Source organism: Paenibacillus sp. DMB5 (genome assembly GCF_001517085.1).
Classification (GTDB): Bacteria; Bacillota; Bacilli; order Paenibacillales; family Paenibacillaceae; genus Paenibacillus_AQ.
Map to the genome: position 1 here is coordinate 1 of NZ_LRAC01000108.1, position 20686 is coordinate 20686.

Annotated in this window: 13 protein-coding genes, 6 tRNA genes, 1 rRNA gene and 1 pseudogene; 17 read left to right on the top strand and 4 right to left on the bottom strand. The window is 50.9% G+C overall.

The genetic code is table 11. The features are described from left to right. The first annotated feature begins 174 nt into the window (after positions 1–174). The 7 genes from rrf to AWJ19_RS11470 all read left to right on the top strand — a co-directional run bounded on the left by rrf (position 175) and on the right by AWJ19_RS11470 (position 1526). Positions 175–291, top strand: a 5S ribosomal RNA gene (gene rrf, locus AWJ19_RS11440). A gap of 623 nt (positions 292–914) precedes the next feature. Further along, a tRNA-Glu gene (locus tag AWJ19_RS11445) sits at positions 915–989 on the top strand. 66 nt (positions 990–1055) lie between these two features. Continuing rightward, positions 1056–1131: transfer RNA gene (locus AWJ19_RS11450), tRNA-Val, on the top strand. A gap of 17 nt (positions 1132–1148) precedes the next feature. Next, positions 1149–1222, top strand: a tRNA-Met gene (locus tag AWJ19_RS11455). Between the two features lie 10 nt (positions 1223–1232). Further along, positions 1233–1310, top strand: a tRNA-Asp gene (locus AWJ19_RS11460). 58 nt (positions 1311–1368) lie between these two features. Further along, positions 1369–1443 (top strand) — tRNA-Gly (locus AWJ19_RS11465). 6 nt (positions 1444–1449) lie between these two features. Next, positions 1450–1526: transfer RNA gene (locus AWJ19_RS11470), tRNA-Arg, on the top strand. Positions 1527–2058: 532 nt separating this feature from the next. Here AWJ19_RS11470 and AWJ19_RS11480 read toward each other — a convergent pair. Both AWJ19_RS11480 and AWJ19_RS11485 read right to left on the bottom strand, forming a co-directional pair. Beyond that, positions 2059–3669: a response regulator gene (locus AWJ19_RS11480; protein WP_068723822.1), complete on the bottom strand. Its 1611-nt coding sequence runs from the start codon at positions 3667–3669 to the stop codon at positions 2059–2061. Continuing rightward, on the bottom strand, positions 3662–5494 hold the full coding sequence (locus AWJ19_RS11485; RefSeq protein ID WP_068723824.1) for a histidine kinase: 1833 nt from the start codon (positions 5492–5494) through the stop codon (positions 3662–3664). Before AWJ19_RS11485 ends, AWJ19_RS11480 begins: the two co-directional genes overlap by 8 nt. A 318-nt stretch (positions 5495–5812) precedes the next feature. On the opposite strand from AWJ19_RS11485, the gene AWJ19_RS11490 reads away from it, so the two are divergent. The 9 genes and pseudogenes from AWJ19_RS11490 (at position 5813) to AWJ19_RS34755 (ending at position 13025) form a co-directional block, all read left to right on the top strand. Beyond that, the gene (locus AWJ19_RS11490) at positions 5813–7159 is read left to right on the top strand and encodes an extracellular solute-binding protein (protein ID WP_068723826.1); all 1347 of its coding nucleotides are present in this window, start codon (positions 5813–5815) and stop codon (positions 7157–7159) included. A 32-nt stretch (positions 7160–7191) separates the two neighbouring features. Next, positions 7192–8067, top strand: coding sequence for a sugar ABC transporter permease (locus tag AWJ19_RS11495; protein ID WP_068723827.1), 876 nt, complete (start codon positions 7192–7194; stop codon positions 8065–8067). 20 nt (positions 8068–8087) lie between these two features. Then, positions 8088–8912 (top strand): carbohydrate ABC transporter permease, encoded by an 825-nt coding sequence (locus AWJ19_RS11500; protein ID WP_082707840.1) that lies wholly within the window; start codon positions 8088–8090, stop codon positions 8910–8912. Positions 8913–8965: 53 nt separating this feature from the next. After that, positions 8966–10669, top strand: coding sequence for a glycoside hydrolase family 65 protein (locus AWJ19_RS11505; RefSeq protein WP_198536544.1), 1704 nt, complete (start codon positions 8966–8968; stop codon positions 10667–10669). 8 nt (positions 10670–10677) lie between these two features. After that, positions 10678–10959: pseudogene (locus AWJ19_RS37265) on the top strand (glycoside hydrolase family 65 protein); the annotation flags it as partial. Between the two features lie 96 nt (positions 10960–11055). Then, positions 11056–11223 (top strand): glycosyl hydrolase family 65 protein, encoded by a 168-nt coding sequence (locus AWJ19_RS36500; protein ID WP_241781702.1) that lies wholly within the window; start codon positions 11056–11058, stop codon positions 11221–11223. Next, positions 11204–11905 (top strand): beta-phosphoglucomutase, encoded by a 702-nt coding sequence (pgmB, locus tag AWJ19_RS11510; RefSeq protein WP_241781700.1) that lies wholly within the window; start codon positions 11204–11206, stop codon positions 11903–11905. The genes AWJ19_RS36500 and pgmB overlap by 20 nt, the downstream gene beginning before the upstream one ends. Then, positions 11902–12624, top strand: a complete 723-nt coding sequence (locus AWJ19_RS34750) for a DUF4432 family protein (RefSeq protein WP_068723831.1) — start codon at positions 11902–11904, stop codon at positions 12622–12624. Before pgmB ends, AWJ19_RS34750 begins: the two co-directional genes overlap by 4 nt. Then, positions 12564–13025, top strand: a complete 462-nt coding sequence (locus AWJ19_RS34755; RefSeq protein WP_128083577.1) for a hypothetical protein — start codon at positions 12564–12566, stop codon at positions 13023–13025. Before AWJ19_RS34750 ends, AWJ19_RS34755 begins: the two co-directional genes overlap by 61 nt. Positions 13026–13464: 439 nt before the next feature. Here the strand turns inward: AWJ19_RS34755 and AWJ19_RS34040 are convergent, their stop codons facing one another. Continuing rightward, positions 13465–18846, bottom strand: a complete 5382-nt coding sequence (locus AWJ19_RS34040; protein ID WP_082707841.1) for a CBM35 domain-containing protein — start codon at positions 18844–18846, stop codon at positions 13465–13467. A 477-nt stretch (positions 18847–19323) separates the two neighbouring features. On the opposite strand from AWJ19_RS34040, the gene AWJ19_RS11530 reads away from it, so the two are divergent. Further along, positions 19324–19737, top strand: coding sequence for a hypothetical protein (locus AWJ19_RS11530; protein WP_068723834.1), 414 nt, complete (start codon positions 19324–19326; stop codon positions 19735–19737). Positions 19738–19756: 19 nt separating this feature from the next. Here the strand turns inward: AWJ19_RS11530 and AWJ19_RS11535 are convergent, their stop codons facing one another. Continuing rightward, complete coding sequence (locus AWJ19_RS11535; protein ID WP_068723836.1) at positions 19757–20527, bottom strand: DeoR/GlpR family DNA-binding transcription regulator; 771 nt, start codon at positions 20525–20527, stop codon at positions 19757–19759. Between the last annotated feature and the right edge of the window lie 159 nt (positions 20528–20686).

Genomic DNA, 20686 nt, shown 5'->3' on the forward strand with positions numbered 1-20686 from the left:
GTGCAGCAATGCATGGAGCTGACCAATACTAATCGGTCGAGGGCTTATCCAATAAATAAATCGCAGATTCGTTTCGGATTCAGTTTTCAGGTGATCAAGCCTGGCAGGATGTTAAACCGATGGTTTGATATTTTCTGCAGCGATTTCGAGAAGCGTAAGCTTCGAAAAATCATGTTTGGTGGCGATAGCGGAAGGGTTCCACGCGTACCCATCCCGAACACGACCGTTAAGCCTTCCAGCGCCGATGGTACTTGGACCGAAGGGTCCTGGGAGAGTAGGACGCCGCCAAGCACTTAAGACCACTGCTGATTAACAGCGGTGGTTTTTTGTTTACGTTGTAAATTAACCAAATATTATGCTCGGGAAATGGCAACATATATGCTGTCTTAGTGGTAACAAGTGTCTAAACAGGTTTTACGTGACTAACATGATTATTGCTAGAAAAATTCTGAAGCTGCTCTCTTATCTCTAACGGACTGAGGCAGCCTTTATTTTCAGCAAAAGTGATGTTTTTACTTTCTAACGGACACCAGTGCTCTTATTTACGGAAATCTCCCCAAAAGTAGGCTACTGCAGTGATGATAAGAGCGGTACAGTCCGTTACCCGGTGAGCCTGTTCTAGGGGAAATAAGGGCTCTGGAGTCCGTTAGGATCAATAGGAAAAGTTGGAGGCTCCTGGACTATGTAGAGCGGCGGAACTATAGGTGCCTCAGCGGACGTAGGACATACGGATAGACATAGACATAGAAAGAGACGTGGGGATAGACATGGAGGTTTTCCACATACCAGCTGCAAACGCCCCTTAAGCCTACATGAGGTTTCGTAAGCTCTCATAAAATATAGATTAGTATATTGCTATTCATATTTATATATGATATAATATTTTTTGTTGTCACAAACAACATTGTTGATTAGGCCCGTTGGTCAAGGGGTTAAGACACCTCCCTTTCACGGAGGTAACAGGGGTTCGAATCCCCTACGGGTCACCATTACTTTTAAATAAAGCTTGCTATTATAATGGATCCATGGTAAGATCATTAAGTTGCTTCTTACATGGAGGCTTAGCTCAGCTGGGAGAGCATCTGCCTTACAAGCAGAGGGTCGGGGGTTCGATCCCCTCAGCCTCCACCATATATATTTTTTACTGACGCGGGGTGGAGCAGCCCGGTAGCTCGTCGGGCTCATAACCCGAAGGCCGCAGGTTCAAATCCTGCCCCCGCAATTGATTTTTTGGAACCGTGGTGTAGTTGGCCTAACATGCCTGCCTGTCACGCAGGAGATCGCGGGTTCGAATCCCGTCGGTTCCGCCATTAATACTTTTTTATAGGGTGTGACAAGCCCATAGAATTGCAGAAGTACATACCGTGTGCGGACGTGGCTCAGCGGTAGAGCATCGCCTTGCCAAGGCGAGGGTCGCGGGTTCGATTCCCGTCGTCCGCTCCAATATTTGCGCCCTTAGCTCAGCTGGATAGAGCGTTTGACTACGAATCAAAAGGTCGGGAGTTCGAATCTCTCAGGGCGCGCCATTATTTTAACATCAACAGTTCATTAGATTTTATATCTAATGAACTTTTTTATTATTCTGGGAATCTTGTTTCTCAGAATTCAGTGGGAAAAAGAGCACTTAATTATTCTGAAACTGATGATCCATAGAATGAAACACCGAATCCACTTATTTTCTCCAGGGCGCGGAAGACACTTGAACGCCTTCACGGGTACTGCGGACCGCTGGGCGTACGAGAATATTAACAGTCTGGCTGGAGTCCCGGCGTAGTCAGCTTCCGTGCCTGATACGGCCGGAGGTCCACCGACGGCACGCGCATTGCGGGCTGGGGCGCTGATGCGGTGGCGGTAGCTCAGTTGCAGGCCTCATAGCCGGCATGTCGGACGGCGGCTGCTATAGGCCGCATGCCCAAGCCACCCGTGCCGAGGGCGCTGCTGTGATCAGCAGGCTGACCGGACTGGCGTAGAATACCTGTAATCATCTACAAAGCAGCGGTTCTCCGATGTCAGGAGGACCGCTGCTTTGCGTCTGTTGCCTTGCGTTCCAGGTGTTTTTTAGCCCAATTCAGTCTGTGAATAATTCAGCTTGTATTCCTTGGGACTCATGCCTGTATATTTGGAGAACACATGGGTGAAATAGGCCGGAGTCTCAATTCCGACGGCTTCTGCGACTTCAAACACTTTACTGGCCGGATTCCGGAGGAGCTTCTTGGCCATTTCAATCCGGTATTTGTTGATTACATCGATGATGGACTCACCAGTTACCTTTTTGTAGAGCCGGCTCAGATAGCTGCTGTTGATGTGGATATGATCGGCAATGATCTGCAGATTCAGGTTCTGGTTATAATTCTCCCGTATATACTTCTGGCATTCGATAACGATGTAATTGGGCTGTGTGTCACTCTGAGCTATTGCTCTGGAACAGCTCTGGATCAAACGCTTAAGGATGTCTGTTAACAGCTGAATGCTCTTGCTCTCCTGGATTTGCTTGTACACCGCAGACTGGCTCTCCTCCATTTCCGGTGCGAACGGCGTACTTGTGCTCAACAGGCGGAAACAGTAGGAACCGATAAGCAGACAGGCTACTTTTACATTCTCAATCGGCTCTTTGGTGCTCCGGTAATTCTCAAGTAATTGGTCCAGCTGTTGAATAGCCAGCTCGCTCTGGCCTTGCTGCAGATGTCCGGCTATCTGCTCGGCGGCGTGATGGGGCGGAGCTCCGGGTGTGAGCGTCTTGCTCGTGTAAGGCATATATACAGCCACATAATTATCATTATAAAAGCTGCCCTGCAGCGCCTCCTTTGACTCAAGATAAGCCTCCCTTAGCGACAGGACATCCCGGTGGATCAGGCTGATGCCGATATTGACATGATATTGCCTGAAGTTCTCGGCCATGGCGAGGATTTCGTTACTGATTGTAAGTAGCGTTTGAGTGGAGACGGATGCATTGCTGCCGTCCATGGAGACAAGCGCCAGCAGGGTGTTTTTTTCCATGGGCATAATATAAGAAGGGCGTTCCCCGAAGGCATGTGCAAGAAATTGACGGATGGAGGCCAGGAACCGGTGATGGTCATTTGTCTTCGCATGGGACTCTGGTATTTCCTTAATCTCCATATAGACCCCGAAATAGTTCTTGAGCTCTAGACCCAGTTCTCTGGAGCGGCTGAGCAAACTTACTTCATCAGTGATCAGGCCCCCCAACGCTTCCTTCAGGAATTTCTCACTGATTTCGGACAGATTATCGTTGAGCTTGCTCTCGAGCTGCCGCACCTTCTGCATCTGCTCCCGCTCTTTTTCCAGCAGCCGGGTTGCCTTTTCAATTGCACGGGGAATCTGCTCTGTAGGATTGGTCTTGACCACGAAATCGACTACTTCATATTGAATGGCGGTCTGGGCGTAGGAAAAATCCGCGAAGGCAGTAAGAATGATCACCTTGGTCTGCGGAGAATTCCGGTGTACATAATCTGACAATGCAAGACCATCCATTCCCGGCATGCGGATATCGGTTACAATAATATCGATCTCATAATAATCCAGCAGCTCGACGGCTTCCATCCCGTTGGAGGCCTCGCAGACGACTTCACACCCAAGGATGCTCCAATCAATGAAACACTGCAGTCCTTTTTTGATCACAGGCTCATCATCAACAATCATGACGTTATACATACGGTTGTTCCCCCAGATCTGTTGGTATGTGTAGGGTTACCTTGGAGCCGGCCCCAAAGTCGCTCTCGATCTCAATGCCGTAAGGCTCGCCGTAGATCAGCTTGACCCGTTTATGCGTGTTGATCAGACCAATGTTGTTATGGCCTTGTTTGCGTATCGTCAGGTTCTCGAAATTATTCCAGTCCCGTGGAACATGCTCAAACCCGGTGCCATTATCCGTGATTTCGAAATAAACCGATTCGTTTTCGCGGTAAATGCGGATATGGATGCGGCCTTTGCCGAGCTTTTTCTCGACACCGTGCACTACAGCATTCTCCACCAAAGGCTCGACGCTCAGCTTGGGCAGCAGGAGATCCAGTATGGCTTCATCCTCGATTTCAATCGTATACTCCAGATTATCTTCAAACCTCTCCTTCTGCAGATACAAATAGAAGCGGATGAAATCCAGCTCCTGCCGGATCGGGATTTTGGCCAGGCTGTTGGAATAAATGCTCGCCTGCAGCAGCTCAGTAAGGGAGGTTACCATCTTGTAAACGGTCTCATCTCTGGACAGCCTGGCTTTATAGCCGATTGTGATCAGCGTATTAAACAGAAAGTGAGGGTTCATCTGGGCCTGCAGAAACTTGATTTCCGAATCCTTAATCAGCAGATGCTTCTCATACACTTCCTTAATGAGATAATTGATCTCATCTGTCATATTGTTAAAGGTGCTGCTGAGCTGATTGAGCTCCACATCTTTGAAGACCGGCATTCTTGAGTTGTAATCCCCATTCTTGACCTTACGGATACTCCGCAGCAGATCACGGATAATCCGGGTAAACCGGAGGGACAGCAGGACTCCGGCGGCAAGCGATACAACAGCAATCAGAGTGATGATCCAGATGTAATTGTGCATGCTCCCGGATAATTTGGAGAGTACCTGCTTCTTGGGTATGCCTGCAATAAAGGTAAGGCCGGTGGTGCCGATGCTGCGGGAAGCCGCCAGATAGGTCTCCTGATTGAGCCTGATTTCTCTTACCTCAGTGTTGTCCTTCAGAGCCAGCATATCCGAAGAGATAATAGAGCCTAACTCCTGCTTATCGGCGCTGGAATAGATCATTCCCTGATCATCAATAATGTAGGCCTTGGCACCCGTGAAGGTGAGCAGCCCGGAATATTCCTGGGCTAAATCTGCTTCATTCGTACCGAAGATCAGCGTCAGGCGCTGCTCGGGAAGGTTGATATTAGATACAATCCGTATGAAGTAGAGGGTAGGATCTGCAAGGCTTGGGGTGATAATCTCCTTTCCCCGTACCATCCGTTCATTCACCGATTGGTAGACTGCAAGATTATTTTTGTTCACCTGTTCAATATTAGGCTGAGACTTTAGTACAGATACATAGTTGCTGGAATCAAAAAATACATAAGCGGTAGAGAGCAGACTGAAGTTCCAGGCATTATTGAACATCAGGCTGTATTTCAGATCGTCTTCCAGTCCGGTCTTATTGGTGAAGTCTTTATAAAAATCATCGCCCAGCGATACGTCGTCAATCAACCAGGTTCTTACCATTTTGTTGGAAAGGAAATGCAGGGAGGTATTATCAATAATCTCAAAGGATTTCGCAATATTATCGTTGGTCTGGCGGATCAGAAGGGACAAATTGTCATTGGCATTGCGCGTCAGAATCTGGGAGATGCTCCAATAGAAATAGCAGCCTGCAAACGTCATCGGCAGCAGAATGAGAAGGAAGATGATCATTACAATTTTGTTCCTGACCGGAATACGGGAGATGAAACCGGAAAACGGGCGAAGGGTGAGCCGGCGCAGAATCTGTGGTTTGAACATGCTGTTTGCTCCTTGGTAGGGATACTTTAGTAAGGCCATTATATAATCATTTATTGGCGGCGAATACCCGGAGAGTGCGAAATCCGTCCATTTTCGGCCATGTGGTAAAGATAACGACAAAGAGTTAAAAAAAACTGAAAACCCTTTCAATGATTCTGCCGCCCTGCGGTATTTGCTCAAGATATTATAAAAGATCATGCTGAAAAACGAATTCTATCGGATTTATCTTTGTTCTACAATGAGAGCTGTAAACAACTGTAATTGGCCGTCCGGGTTCCGCACCTGAATCAGGCCATCATTATTTAAGGGGGATTTAAGTTGAAAAAACCATTGTACAAAACGGGCCTTACTCTGGCCAGCGCTCTGCTATTGGCGGTGTCTATATCAGCCTGCGGCTCAGACAACTCAACTAAAAACAGCGGAGAAGCGGCAAATTCCGGCTCAGGAAATGCTACTCCTGCGGCCAAGGCACCGGTGAAGATATCATATCTTACGTTCCGTGTCGGCACCCATGCGTCTGCCAAGATGGAAGAAGAACAGATTAAGCAGTTCAATGAAAAATACGGTGATGAAGTTGAAGTTGTGGTCGAAGAAATTCCAAGTGATGCCGCATACGTTGACAAGATCAAGATTCTGGCAGCCTCCGGTGATGTGCCTGATGTCGTTATGGGTAAGGACGGCATTAATGATGTGTTGATCAAAGGAAATCTTGCAACCCCTTTCAATGACTATTTAGACAAGGACCCGGAATGGAAAGCGGCGATAGGTGATGATGCCATTGCCTCCAATACCCGGGACGGCAAGGTCTGGTCCATCAGTGACCAGAAGCAGAATATCGGCTACTTCTACAATAAAGAAATGTTCGATAAGGCAGGCATCAAGCCGGCTGAGACCTGGGATGAATTCATGAGCAACAACGAGAAGCTGAAGGCTGCGGGCTTCGTGCCGCTTGCGCTGATGACCGGGGAGAACGCCTGGACGTCCAACCTGCTGCTCGCCGCCATGATCGGTACAAACGGGGAGAACGGCAAAGCCTTCATGAATACCCTGCATCCTACCGACTTTAATACACCGGAAATGATCAAGGCTCTTAACATGATGAAAGAGCTGCTGGAGAAGTATACGACCAAGGATGCGCTTGGTGCGGGCTATGCCAATGCAGCGAATGCTTTCAGCCAGGGCAAGGCGGCGATGATTGCCAACGGGCCTTGGATGATTGGAGACTTCAGCGATCCGGCCAAATCCAGTGAAGGGTTCGATAAAAAAGTAGGTGTTGCCGCATATCCGAACAACAGCCTGATCTCCACTTATGAGGTTGGCTATATGATTGGAGCCCAGACGCCGGAAACCCGCGATGCCGCTGAGAAATTCATCAAGTTCAAAACCGGGCTTGAAGGGCAGACCATTGCGCTCGAATACGGTAACGTAATGCCGGTATCGAGTGAAGTTCAGCCATCAGATGCCCTTAAAGAGAAATACCCGATCATGGTTGAAGCGATCACAATTGCTCAAAAGACGCAGCTTCATTACCGGACACTGGACTCCATTGTCTACCCGAACGTAACCGATGCCTGGAAGAACCTGTATCCGAAGCTGGCAGCCGGCCGGGCGACCGCAGAAGAGATTGCTAAGGAACTGACGGATATTGCTGCCAAAAATAAATAAATAGAAGCTTAAGATTGGGGAGGACCCTATGGATGGTTAGGAAAAATAAAGGGTACATCGCGCTTTTCCTGTTGCCCACCGTGGCACTGTTTATCATTGTTTATGCCGTATCCCTTGTCATACTGTTCGGCACGTCCTTTACAGAATGGTCAGCGGGACGAAGTCCTGTATTTAATGGTCTCGCCAACTATATCCAGCTGTTTACGGACGATTCCGATTTTCGCAAAAGCGCGCTGAATACGGTGATCTGGGTTGCACTCCAGTCCACGATTCATGTCGCCATCGGGACCCTATTCGCAGTAATTCTCAGTATGAAGCAGTTCTACTGGAAGTTTGCGCGGACGGTGTACATGTTTCCCAACATCATCTCAGGGGCAGCTGTAGGTATGCTGTTCCTGTGTATGCTTAATCCTGATTTCGGAGCGGTGAACAGCATTGTCCGTATGTTTGGCAATGCGGATTACTCCCAGAACTGGTTCATGGATTATTCCACCGCCTTTTTCTCTGTCACCATGACCTGGCTGCCCTATGCAGCAGTGGTTACCATTCTGATCCTGGCCGAAATCGCGGCGATTCCTGAAAGCCTGTATGAGTCCGCACGTATCGATGGGGCCAGCAATTTCAAAATCAATCTGTACATCATCCTTCCGATGCTGCGCAATATTATCGGCACCTGCGTTATTCTGTCCGGCACAAGCATGCTGCAGAAGATGGATATTATTTTGATGACGACAGGCGGCGGGCCCGGTAATGAGACCATGAACCTGCCCATTTATATCTACAAGACCGCCCTGATGGATAACAACTTCGGTTACTCCAATTCAGTGGGTGTCTTCCTAATCGGCTTTGGCTTGATTTTTGTCCTGCTGTGCCGAAATCTGTTCAGAATAGGCAGCTCCCAAAACTGAATGGAGCGGATGGGGTGAGAATGTTGAAAAAAGGTTTGTCTGTACTTAAATATGGTTTTGTGCTGCTGATCGTCCTGTTGTCGCTGGGCCCGTTCCTGTGGGTGCTGCTGGCTTCCTTTAAGACAAATGCCGAGATTCTGACGAATTCGCTTGGCTGGCCAAGCAGCTTCCGCTTTTCAAATTATACAATGGCCTTCAAAATAGCGCCGATTTCCCGGTTTTACATTAACAGCGTGATCGTTGCGATCTTCGGGACATTACTCAATCTGCTGCTCCTCGGAATGGCTGCTTACGTACTGGCGCGTTTCCAGTTCCGCGGCAAGAAGCTGCTGATGGCCGCGTTCTCCCTGTCTTTATTGATCCCTGGCGCAGCCATGCTGCAGCCGCTGTATCTGACAGTTAACACGCTTGGGCTGTATGACAAGCTGATCGGCCTGATTATCGTGTATACCGGTTTTGGGCTGCCGGTCTCGCTGTACATTCTATCCAGCTATTTCCTGACCATCCCGAAGGAGATGGAAGAATCAGCTTATCTGGATGGAGCCAGCTTCATCCAGACCTTCTTCCGGATAATTCTGCCGATCTCGAAACCGGGCTTCGGTACGGCGGGTGTAATGCAGTTCCTGCTCTGCTGGAATGAATTCCAATTCGCGATCATTCTGACGACAGGCAATCAAAGCCGGACACTGCCGCTTGCTCTCTATTATTTCAAAAGCCAGTTTGCCAGTGATTACGGCGTCATGTTCGCGGCCACGATGGTCGTCATCATCCCAAGTATAGTGGTCTATATCCTGCTTCAGGAGCAGGTGGTCTCGGGTCTTGCTGCGGGTGCGGTTAAGGGATGATGAACCGGAGGAGGGCTGAAAGGGAATATACCGGAGGAATCGGAGGATGGCAGATGAATGAGGATAATCTGTGGTGCCTGCAGGAAAACGGGTACCACGCCGGACTGCACAAGCATTATGAGGGGCTGTTTACCCAGGGGAACGGCTATATGCATGTCCGCGGAAGCTTTGAGGAGGGATGCAGCGATGCTCCTCAGGATGAAGAGTATCTGCGCTTTCCCGACAACGTCACGCTGGAGAAGCCGCGGCACCCGAAGTCCAAGCAGGGAACCTATATCCCGGGCATAGTCGGGCAGCATCCGCTGCTGAAGGAGGAGATTGTGAATCTCCCGTATTTCCTGGGACTTGAATTCCGCTCCGGGGGCGAGCGTCTGGATATGGACCGCTCACGGATCAGCGGCTACAGCCGCTGGCTTGATCTGCGTGATGGAAGTCTTCACCGCTCCTTCCTCTGGGAGACGGAAGAGGGTATGCAGCTTCAGTGTACCTATAGCCGGTACCTCAGCATGGCGGATACTCATCTAAGCATCCAGCAGGTTCAGCTCGAGGTCTTAACGGGTGAAGGCCAACTTGAGGTAAAAGCAACCCTCCGGGCGGATGTGCGGACCAATGGGATGAATCACTTTGCACGGATCATCCCGTCGGCTGGTTCCGAAGGCAGCCTGTCCCTGGAGACGCTGACGGAGGAGGGCAATCAGATCTTCATGCACGCTGCGCTGGAAACCTCAGAGGCGCTAAGCTGGCAGGCGGAGCATACCCCGCTGATGGCTGCGCTGCGCGGGGAATGCAGGCTGCAGGCCGGGAACCGGTTCACGCTCAGCAAGCTTACCGCAGTAACAACGGACCGTGATCCGGAGGAAGGGACGGTGCGCAGCAGGGCGTTTATAGAGCTGAGCCGTGCACGGAGTCTGGGCTGCGAGCAGTTGTATCACAGGCATGCGGAGAGCTGGAAGCGTAAGTGGCAGGAGGCCGATGTCGTCATCAAAGGCGATGATCACGCGCAATTAAGTGTCCGCGCCTCTCTCTATCATCTGATCCGCTCGAATGCGGCCCGGGATGCCCGGGTGGCAATCTGTGCCAAGGGCTATGCCGGTGAGGCATATTTCGGCAGGTATTTCTGGGATACAGAGATCAACCTGCTGCCTTTCTTCCTGCACACCAATCCGCAGGCCGCCCGTAATCTGCTGCTGTTCCGCTACAATACACTGGAAGGCGCTAAGCGGAACGCGCAGAAATATGGATACCGGGGAGCGCGTTATGCCTGGGAGTCCTCGATAAGCGGCGAAGAGCAGTGTGCGAACTGGCAGTATGCAGACCATGAAATTCATATAACAGCGGATGTGGTGTATGCTTTGTATCATTATGTGAGGGCTACCGGAGATGAAGCGTTTCTGGAGCAGTATGGAATTGATATGCTGGTGGAGACGGCCCGCTATTGGTGCGGCCGGGTGGACTGGAACCGGGAGGGAATCTGCGAGCTGCTCGGCGTTATGGGACCGGACGAATATTTGCCGTTAACCCGTAACAATGCCTTCACCAACCGCATGGTCAAATTCAGCCTGGAGCAGACCGTTGCCTGTCTGGACAGCCTGCAGGGTTGTAAGCCGGACAGCTACGCGGCTGCGGCAGAACGGCTGGGTCTCGGTCCGGAGGAGCGAGAGCTCTTCCGGCATACGGCGGAGAAACTGAGACTGCGTATGACAGCGGGACGGAGCTTGTTCCGCAATCGGATGATTTCGCTTCATATGCAGATTTAGATTTTGCCAGCATCTGGACTGACAGATCCAGACCCTTCGGCCATTTCATCTCCCAGGAGCGTAATTACCGCTCCAAGGCGCTGAAGCAGGCGGATGTACTTGAACTCATGCTGCTGTTCCCTCAGGAATTCACAGAGGAGCAGCTGCAGGCTGCCTATGATTATTATGAGCCGATCACAACGCATGATTCCTCCTTGTCCGTGGCGGTGCACGGCATTATAGCTTCCTGGCTGAACCAGAAGGAAACTGCAGCCCATTTCCTGCAGCGGGTGATGGCTATTGATCTTTCCGTGGAGAAGAAAGGCGCCGCTGAAGGGATTCATATCGCTAACTGCGGCGGATTGTGGCAGCTGATCGTGTACGGCTTTGCCGGTCTGAAGAGTGCGATGTGGAGTGAGGGCATTGAGTTGCAGCCCCGGCTGCCTGAGGGCTGGGGGGAGCTAAGCTTCCCGCTGGCCTGGCGGGGCGAACGCTACCGGGTAACGGTTACTCCGGATACTTATGAAGTTCACAAGCTGTATGGAGGGGATTCCGTTGCAGGTACAACCATTTGAGGCGGCCATCTTTGATCTGGATGGGGTCATCGTCGATACCGCGAAATTTCATTACCGGGCCTGGAAGCGTCTGGCCGAAGAGCTGGGGTTCCCGTTCAGCGAAGAGCAGAATGAGCAGCTGAAGGGTGTCAGCCGTATGGAGTCGCTTGAGCTTCTGCTGCGTGCCGGCGGGATGACGGATGTGATGCCGGAGCAGAAGGAGACGCTGGCCTCCCGGAAGAACGAGTGGTATAAGGAGCTGCTTGAGACGCTTACACCGGCCGATGTATTACCCGGTGTGCACAGCTTTCTTGGGCTGCTGCATTCGCGCGGAGTCAGAACAGCCATTGCCTCGGCAAGCAAAAATGCTCCGCTGATTCTGGATAAGGTAAGGATCGGGCCGCTGTTTGACGTGGTGGTAGACGGGAACAGCATTACCAGGGCGAAGCCGGACCCCGAGGTGTTCCTGGAAGCCGCACGCCAGCTCGGCGCATCTCCGGACAGCTGCTATGTCTTCGAGGATGCTGCCGCCGGTGTGGAAGGTGCGATCCGCGCAGGAATGCGCGTGATCGGGATCGGTGACGGGCAGCTGCTTGCCCGCGCGCATCTTACGATCACCAGCCTGGAGCAGCTGGAGCCGGTGTTTCTGCTGAGCCATATCGGCGTGAACGGTCATAACAGGAAGGGAAGAGCACACGGATGAACAATGAGCAGAGTTCCGAGTTGACGCTGGGACAGCTGGAGCCGGGTATACCGCATGCATTGCCTGGAGGCGGCTATGTTGTATTGGAGGTCTTGACAGACCGCTTCGGTTCGCGGATGCACCAGTTATCCGTATCCAATGGCAGACTGATCTATACTGTGATTCTGGAGCGGGGAATGGATATCGGGGAGCTCAGGCTGGATACCGGGAAGATCAGCTGGGAGCGCGATACGCGGTACCTGCTGCATCCGGAGCATGTGGATTTGACAGACAATGAGCATTCAGGCTGGGATTCAGGCTTCTATGCAGCGGTTGCTGCCATAGGGCCTGAGATATTCGGCACGCCGGATGAGGTAAGAACCGTCCATGGGACGGGGTCCTACTCTCCGGCGTTGCCGGAATCGGTCCGGCTGAGCTGGGATGAGCGGCAGATTACCCTGGAGGGGAATGTTCCCTTGCGAGGGTATGAAGCCGTACCTGTGTATGACAAAATGATTCGGATCATAACCTGTTACGGAGCAGCAACGCTGCTCCGGGAGGATACGGTGCGGAATCTGACAGATATTGCCCAGCCTGTGGATGACGGATATCATATCCAACTGGCGGGGGCTTACATGTCAGAAGGCGGAAGCTATATCCTGCCGGTTCGACGGGCAAAATGCTGCTTCGCGACGCTGCTCCGCCGGAGGAGAATCCGTGTGCTGTCTACGACACCGTGACCCGTCTGGACCCGATCCGCTGTTATCAATATGTTCCGGAGCCTGTAGAAGGGCTCGCTGCTCTGCCGCTGGTCCGTGATTATTGGAATGAGATAGATTGTGATTCAGAGCTCACGGCAGAAATGCTGGTGAATGCAAACCAGGATACCGCTGCTTATGTAATCCGTTCTCTGCGATGCTATCCCCGCTCCCTGATTGCTAAACGGGCCACCAGGGACTGGATGTATGCGCTGGAGCCATGCAAGACAAGACCCAATTCCCTGAAGCAAAAAACGATCGACGGCGAAATTGTCTATGTCGGACCACATGGCGAGTGCAAGGGGTGGATCATCCTGGGGGCAACCCAGGACCCGCAGGAAATTGCCACCCTTATGCAGATGATCCGGAGTGCGGCGGAATGATTGACAGCAGCAGTGTTGGGATCTTGGAAGCTTAAAACAAACATTCAAAAAACCAGTCACTGTCGGATTGCCGGCGGCTGGTTTTTTGGTATTCTGGCGCAGGATCTGTAGAATCCTTAATTCCGGCGGAAGTAGGCGGGGTAATGAAATGGGGGGACTTGATTGTCAGCAGTAAATCAGAGAACTTATATAGGGGCTTCTCGATTTGCAAGTGGCGAAGACTGTGAAAGTCCATTTAGTTAACGAACTCGCCTATTGCTATTGCTGATACCGAGTATTTATCGCGGTTATTCGATGATGATAATTAGACTGCTTGATCCAGCGGTCCAGAGCAGAGGCTGTGAGGTCGTATTCCTCCGAACCGCCTTTCTAAATACTCATAGGATATACAAAAGAGGCGCCCCCCGAAGTATTGCATGGGGGGCGCCTTCTTCATATCTTACCGCAAATAGTTCATCAGAATCTGCGCAGCTTCGGCACGGGTGGCGGAGGCCTTCGGAGCGAAGGTACCATCCGCGCGTCCTTTCACAAAGCCCAGCGAAGCTGCTTCAGCCACTGCTTCAGCTGCCCAGTCAGAGATACTGGCAGCATCTTTCATAGACAGGCTGTCCGTACCAGCCGGGAGGTTACCATGCTGTAAGCGGTACGCCCGCATCAGGATTACAGTCATCTCTTCACGGCTGATCTCAGCATTCGGCTGGAAGGAATCCATCGTCCGGCCGGTAATCAGACCGGCCTGCACCATGCCCGAGAGCGCTTCACTGTACCAGGCGCCTGCCGGAACATCGGCGAAGGAAGTGGTGCCGTTGCCGCTGAGCTGTAATGCATTGGCCAGCAGCTGTACGAATTCAGCCCGGGTAATATTCCGGCCAGGCTGATAAGCCTGCTCCGAGATGCCCTTGATCAGATGTTTCGCAGACAGCTCACGCAGCGCATCAAAGGCCCAGTGCGTGACCGGAACATCGCTGAATTGCTTGGAGTACTCAAGCAGCGCGTACGTTCCGTTGCCGTCAAGCTTTGCAATAAGCTTGCCGCCTTCGGCTGCTCCGCCCAGGTAAGTGAGTGTACCGTCACTTCCGAACAGATACAGGCCCAGCAGCTTCGGATTAAGGCCATCCCTGGCTGGCCAGCTTAGGCTTACAGGCGCGGCATATTTTCCGGTGCGCTTGATGGTGCCATCGGCCAAAGACAGACTCAGATCATAGTTCAGCAGTTGCCCTTGCAGGGTTACACCTGTTTCTGTCTTCAGCGCAGCTTGTGCCAGCGCCTTAAGCTCCGCGTTAAGGACGATTTTCGCACCGCTGCGCTGGGCAGCAGGCACAGCTTCAGCCAGCTGCTTCAGCAGCTCCGGAGCCAGCGTAAGCTCGATTTCATCTCCTTGTAGATGCAGGGAGCTGGCCCCTAACAGTTCGCCGGCATTGGACGGAAGCTCAATCGCGGCCGCTTGCCCTATCTGCACGGTAACTACACCGTTCACCGCAGGACTGCTTAGCTGAACCGCTGATACCACTGCAGTCGAAGGTTGCGGCGTAGCGGCTTGAGCCGGTGTTGCGGCTGGCTGCGGTGTTGCCGGCGTCACCGGAGGATCAGTTGGCACTATCTGCTGACGGTTCACGTTCAGATTAATACTTTCTGTATGGACCGCATCCGTATATGGGCGGTTACCAATGACACGGGTATTGGTTACTTCAACTTTATAAGCACCGGCATCCGATACAGCAGCCTTATCAAGCGTCAGGCTATTGCCGGTGGCGCCGTTCACGATGAGGTCATTCTTCAGCCAGCGGTAGCTTAAATCCCCGTATACCGAATGAGCGACAACAGTAAAGGTTACTGAATTTCCTTCTATTACCGGGTTGACGGTTGCCGTAAAGGAATCTACGGAAGGTAGTTCATGTGCCGCATAAACCTTGAGCGTCAGCTCCGTTCCGGTGATGCGTTCCGGATTCTCTTCTGCTTTGCCGGTCAAGACCACACGGAACTGTGTTCCGTCCGCTGCAAGCTCCGGTGTGAAGCGGTAGACCGCACTGGTAACTGTTGTAACCGGCAGCCAGTCGCCCTCCCCGGCCTGCTTCACTTCCCATTCAATAGAGGCAATATCTCCTGTGGTATCTACCAGAAGTGTTAAGGGTTCACCCTCCACAACTTCCAGTGTCAGCGGCAGATCCAATACAAAGGCAGGAGTAATCCATTCTACCTCAGCCGGGAGCACCTGCAGGGTATATTCCTGCTCTCCGGTTACACCACTTTCGTCGGTCACGACTGCCTTATAACGGTAGCCGCTCATTTCTGTCGTTAATGCTGAAAGCGTTAGCATATCGCCCGAACCGACCGGTTCGCCGTAGCCTTCTCCCTGGTCAACATACCAGAGGTAAGAGAGGGTTCCCGTTCCTTTACCGGCGGCACGCAGCACTCCGTCTGTTCCTGCACGCAGCGAGCCTTCGCTGACAATATGCACCTCAAGCTTCTTAGGGGTCCATTTGGCATTCAGCGTCAATATACCAGGTACGGTGTGGGTGTCGAAATCCCATTTCACTGCATCGCTGTACCAGCCTTCCAGTATATAGCCTGGCTTCGTTACTTCCGGAGCAGTCAGCAGCTGACCGTAGACAGCCTGAACCACCGTCTGTGCCGGACTTCCGCCATCTGCATTGAAGCTGATATTATAATGTTCATTCCGCTCCGTGAATGCGTTGATTTCACTATGGCTGAGGTTGCGGATTTCAATTTGCATGCGCTGACTGTCAAGCCCCTGATCCTCAGCTAAAAGCACTCTTGCACCGTCATTTTTGGAGCCTATTTCCACAGTGATGACTTTGTTGTTGCTTTTGTTCACAATTTTATAGTAGCCGCCGTCCTGTTCCAGCTTCCACTGCTGTGTATCCGGGATGGAGCCAGTAGCTTTGGTATTCTGACATAGCTGCCCTATGGCAGAACCGGGGAGAACATCGAGCACATGACCGCTGTGCACTGACATGATCTGGTAATATCCTGTGCCGAGATCCAGGAATCTCCACAGCTGATTGTTTCCGTCACCATTGGACCACTGGTTAATGACCGCCAGCGGACTGCTGGATACTCTATCCACGTCCAATGATTTTCCGCTGTGTTTAGGCTGGATTTTGACCATTTTCTCGGGAATGATCTTTCCGGCAATCGAAGGTATTGAACCGCCGCTGGCCTTATCAATGGTAAGGCTGTCGATATTGAATCTTCCGGAATCGCCCGCTTTACGGACGAATTCAATGATATTTTTACCGGCTTTGAGATTCAGGGTTTCCGTACTGTTGGTCCAGGCATCCCAGCTTGTTGTCGGAAGCAAGGAGACTTGTTTGACCTCCTGTCCGTTAACAACCATCGTCATCATTATATTAGACTGGTGGTAGCCGGAATACCGCAACGTAGAAGTATAGCCGGCTGTATTAGGCACGTTCACTTCGAACTTGAGCGAATCTTCTACTTGCTCGAATCCGCCGACAAAACCGTTGCCTTCATACCACAAATGATCCTTGCCGATCTGCAGGCTTCCTGTCCGGGCCGCATCCTCTGCCTGATATCTCCAAGGTGTCCGTTTGTTCAGATGAATGCTGTCCAGATTGATGATGCCTGAGTTATCGGTTTCATTTTTGTAAGTGATTGTGTTCTTTCCCTCTTTAAGACTTAACGTTTCAAGCTGCTCTTTCCAGATTGTAAGTCCGCCAGTGGAAGGGAGGGTAATGCTTTTAACATAGGTGCCGTTCAAATATAAGCCTAAGGTCTTGCCTTCAGCTTCCTGGGCATATCTCAGCTTCACATCGTAAGATGCCGCATCCTCAATGTTAACAGCAAACCCCACGGAGGAATCGGCATTGGACAGTCCGGTTACATACCCGGTTCCCATATTAGTGTCTTGGGCATAAACGACCGTAGCGTCAGCTGAGTCTGTAAGGACTGCATCTTCCGCACCATAATGCCAGGTGGTGGCTTCGGTAACGGTGATATAGTCCAGATTGACATTACCGGTGTCGCCTTCGTCAAATTTATAGGTGATGGTATTCTCCCCTTCTTTGAGGAAAACATTGTCATACCGGTCGGCCCAACTGTCCCAGTTAGCCAGACTAAAGAAATCCACGTTCTTGATTTTTTGCCCGTTCACATACATAGTCAAGGTTCTGTCATCCGGAAATCCTAAGCCGTAGCCCAGATTTACAGAATAGTTGCCGGCGGCAGCGGCATTGACCTTAAAGTTGACTGCAGAATTTGACATCCACAGCCCGCCGACAAACCCGGTTCCGCTGTGGCCCGGATGGTCTGCGTCTACCCTGGCATTGCCGGACAGCACGGCATTTTCTGCTTCATATAAGGTACTTCTTTTGATGATCATGGCATCCAAGGCCAAGCTGCTCATGCCGGACAGGCGGATCGTGTTCACTCCGGCGTTAAGGTTAACATTATAGACGGATTGAATATCGAAGTTGGCAGCAAAGCCTGCATTAGAGGTAAAGGAAACCACCTGGCCAGCCTGCCCGTTAACGTCTAAGTTCATGGACACAGCATCCGCCGTATTGTTGTTGTATCTGAAGTCCAGGGCGTAGGTTCCTGCGGATTTTGTGTTTACGGTAAACTCTACATAGTCATTTTCACTGCTGTTATTGAATTTTTCATATACGCCGCCTGAAGCATAAGCGCTTGTTCCGACGACTCTTGAAACACCGGACAGCTTTGCCTCCTCGGCTTCGTAAATTTCGCTTTTTTCCTCTCCCGAAGGTCTGTTCAGGATAGTACCGGGGTTAGATGGAATGCCGAGATTGATGAAATCATTATCATCCCAGTGGATGCGTTGCGCTCTGATTCCTCTGTTGCTGCCGCCTTGCCCGTGGGTCGGTATACCGTGATACAGAATCCAGTCTTCGGTATTATCTTCCGACTTCAGGAACAGGGGCGATCCCGGCCCGTAGGAGCTGTTCTCATCTGAACGCTTCATGGCAGGCTCAGGCTGCTTGACCCATGATTCGGCCTTCATCACATCAGAGGACGCATCCGCTACCGATAAGCCCACAGAATAATTATCATTCATAAAGCTGCTGGCCGAATAGGCAAAATAGATTTTACCGTTCCGCTCGATCAGTGCAGCACCTTCGTTGATATTATCGCCGTGTTTTTCCCAGTCGTATGTCGGCATGGCCACCGTACCTTCGGGACCTTCAAGTGTCCACGGGTTCTTCATTTTGACAATGGTCGGACTCTCATCGAACTTCTCTTTGCCCGGATTCTGCGGGTCCGGGAAATAGTAGTATTTAGTATAGGTGAAATAGGGTTCCCCTTTAATAGTCACAATACCGCAGGCTAAACCAAAGCCCTCTGTGTTCAGCAGCCCCTGCTTAACCGTAACCTGGCCGTCCTCGTCCTTATTGGAAGACTGCCCCTTGAGCACCCAGGTTCCTTCAAACGGATCGGGAGAGGCATTCTCCAGAACGTAGGAGCTTGGATGTCCGTAACCAAAGCTGGTCTCCGGGCCGGATGAGAAATACAGATACCATTTGCTGTCCAGTCTATATATATACGGACCCCATACATATCCGAAGTTATCCGGCTTCTTCCAGACAATTTTGCTCTTGGCAGTAGATACTCCGAGAATGGTCTCATGCCGCTTCAAGGTGATATTATTATCGCCTGAAGCAGCTGAATAGAAATAACCGTCTGCCGCTCTGGCAATGGTAGGATCAGCGCCCCCCATAAGCGGATTCACATAGCTTGAGGTAACATCAGCACTGGAGACACCTGCCAGCAATAATGAAAGCAGGATCGCAAAGGGTAACATAATTAAGCTCTTTTTCCTCATAATAATCTCCTTCAATAAAAAGTATAATCCGGGAAATCTGTGTTGCTGTAGATCAGACGCTACGATACACCTCCTTAATAATAGCTAACGTTGGATTGAAACCGTTTGCAAATATTTCTACAGCACTACACATTGATTATAAAATAGAAGGGGAACTGTTTTTCGGCATGATGTTTTGCGATATTTTGAGTGATTAACTTTGCCTGGGCAGCAAGGCGGAGGGGGATTCGGGTATTCTTACTATTTATCTAGCTTTCTTATATTATTTTTACTTTGGGTCAGGGCTAGCCCGGAAAGGATTAGGGGAATGAGAGAAAGGAGAGGGGAAACTCCCTCTGGCTTCGCTGGATCAGATCGCGTAAAGTAAGTTGTGTGTACCAGGATTTGGAGCCTGGGGGGCAACCACTCATGCAGTCCAAAGAATTCCTTTACCTGGTTTACACAAACTTTTTGACGGTAATCCAAGGAGGCTAACGCATGTTTAAAAGCATCAAAAGGCGAATCGACAATGCTAATCAAATGCAGAAAATACGCAACGAAAATCCGGAGGCTTTCCGCAAAGCATTAGAGGAGCAGGCCGAAGCAGAGAAACTGAGTGATAACGTCCCGCCTGTTAAGCCCGGACCGGTAATCCGGTTTTTCCGCTGGCTGCTGCTCCTTCTGACTGCCCTGATAGTCCTTGTTGTTATCCTTGGAGTGCCCCGCGCAGACAATCCCTTATTTTCGCTGATGAGCTTTGGCTTGCTGCTGTCCCTACTGTACCTGGTGGCCGGTCTTGCTCACCCCTCAATCGTCTTCGTCCGGAGGAAATGGCCAAGGGAAGATGTACTGGAGCTGTTCGGCCTGCTGAGCATCGTTTTTATTATTTTGATGGTTGTGTTTCATCGATAGGAACAAGTGATATGGCTGTTTACTCCCCGGAATTATACACTACAGACACCTGATAGCTGTTCAGAAAGCTGATCCATTCCTCCGATGGCTTTTCGTCAGTCACGATGTAATCCACTTTATCGAAGCTGAACAGCTTGATGAAGGCAATCCGGTCAAACTTGGAATGGTCGACGAGCAGCACGACTTTGCTGGCCTGCTTTTGCATCAGAATCTTCAGCTCGCTCTCCTCCTCGTTGGAATCACTGAGCCCGCCGGTCATCGACAGTGCTTTACAGCTGAACAGGGCGACGTCCACATTATACTTCTGGATAGTCTGCGAGGCAGTGGGGCCGACGAAGGAGCTGGTCTCGGGTCCCAGTGTCCCGCCGGTAGAAATCAGCTTATGGCCGGAATGCTGGAATTCGGATAAAACAGCGAGTGAATTGGTGATGATGGTCAGGTTGTGCTTGGATTCGGTGATTTTGCGCAGGGCTTCAAAAGCCGTTGTGCTCGTATCCGTCATCAGGCTGTCCCCGTCATTAATCAGATCCAGCACGTTGGCAGCGATAATGCCTTTAGCCTCCAGATTGACCTGATGTCTGCTCGCGTATGACGGGTCTTCGTTGGTATGGGCGTTTAGTATGGCGCCTCCGTAGTTTTTTTTGGCCAGGCCTTCTTTGTCCAGCTTGTCCAGATCGCGGCGTATGGTCTCCTCGGACACCTGGAATTTCTGCGCGAGGTCAGCGACATGCACTTTTTTTTGCCGGTACAGCTCGTTAACGATCAGATCTCTCCGTTCAAATGCCTTCATGCTTACCCACCCTTGTCTGCAAAATCATATATTATTCATAGTGTACTACATTTGACTGCAAGATAGTCAGAATCCACAAGTAAAACCACACCACTTTATTAAAATATCACACAAAACCACATAAATATAATAAAAAGTTGTGGATTATTGTTGACTTTG

What these genes read in the sequence shown, in the direction of transcription:
- AWJ19_RS11480 (WP_068723822.1), bottom strand. Translation starts at nt 3,669, where the DNA reads ATGTATAACGTCATGATTGTTGATGATGAGCCTGTGATCAAAAAAGGA.
- AWJ19_RS11485 (WP_068723824.1), bottom strand. Translation starts at nt 5,494, where the DNA reads ATGTTCAAACCACAGATTCTGCGCCGGCTCACCCTTCGCCCGTTTTCC.
- AWJ19_RS11495 (WP_068723827.1), top strand. Translation starts at nt 7,192, where the DNA reads ATGGTTAGGAAAAATAAAGGGTACATCGCGCTTTTCCTGTTGCCCACC.
- AWJ19_RS11500 (WP_082707840.1), top strand. Translation starts at nt 8,088, where the DNA reads ATGTTGAAAAAAGGTTTGTCTGTACTTAAATATGGTTTTGTGCTGCTG.
- AWJ19_RS11505 (WP_198536544.1), top strand. Translation starts at nt 8,966, where the DNA reads ATGAATGAGGATAATCTGTGGTGCCTGCAGGAAAACGGGTACCACGCC.
- AWJ19_RS36500 (WP_241781702.1), top strand. Translation starts at nt 11,056, where the DNA reads ATGTGGAGTGAGGGCATTGAGTTGCAGCCCCGGCTGCCTGAGGGCTGG.
- AWJ19_RS34750 (WP_068723831.1), top strand. Translation starts at nt 11,902, where the DNA reads ATGAACAATGAGCAGAGTTCCGAGTTGACGCTGGGACAGCTGGAGCCG.
- AWJ19_RS34755 (WP_128083577.1), top strand. Translation starts at nt 12,564, where the DNA reads ATGCTGCTTCGCGACGCTGCTCCGCCGGAGGAGAATCCGTGTGCTGTC.
- AWJ19_RS34040 (WP_082707841.1), bottom strand. Translation starts at nt 18,846, where the DNA reads ATGAGGAAAAAGAGCTTAATTATGTTACCCTTTGCGATCCTGCTTTCA.
- AWJ19_RS11530 (WP_068723834.1), top strand. Translation starts at nt 19,324, where the DNA reads ATGTTTAAAAGCATCAAAAGGCGAATCGACAATGCTAATCAAATGCAG.
- AWJ19_RS11535 (WP_068723836.1), bottom strand. Translation starts at nt 20,527, where the DNA reads ATGAAGGCATTTGAACGGAGAGATCTGATCGTTAACGAGCTGTACCGG.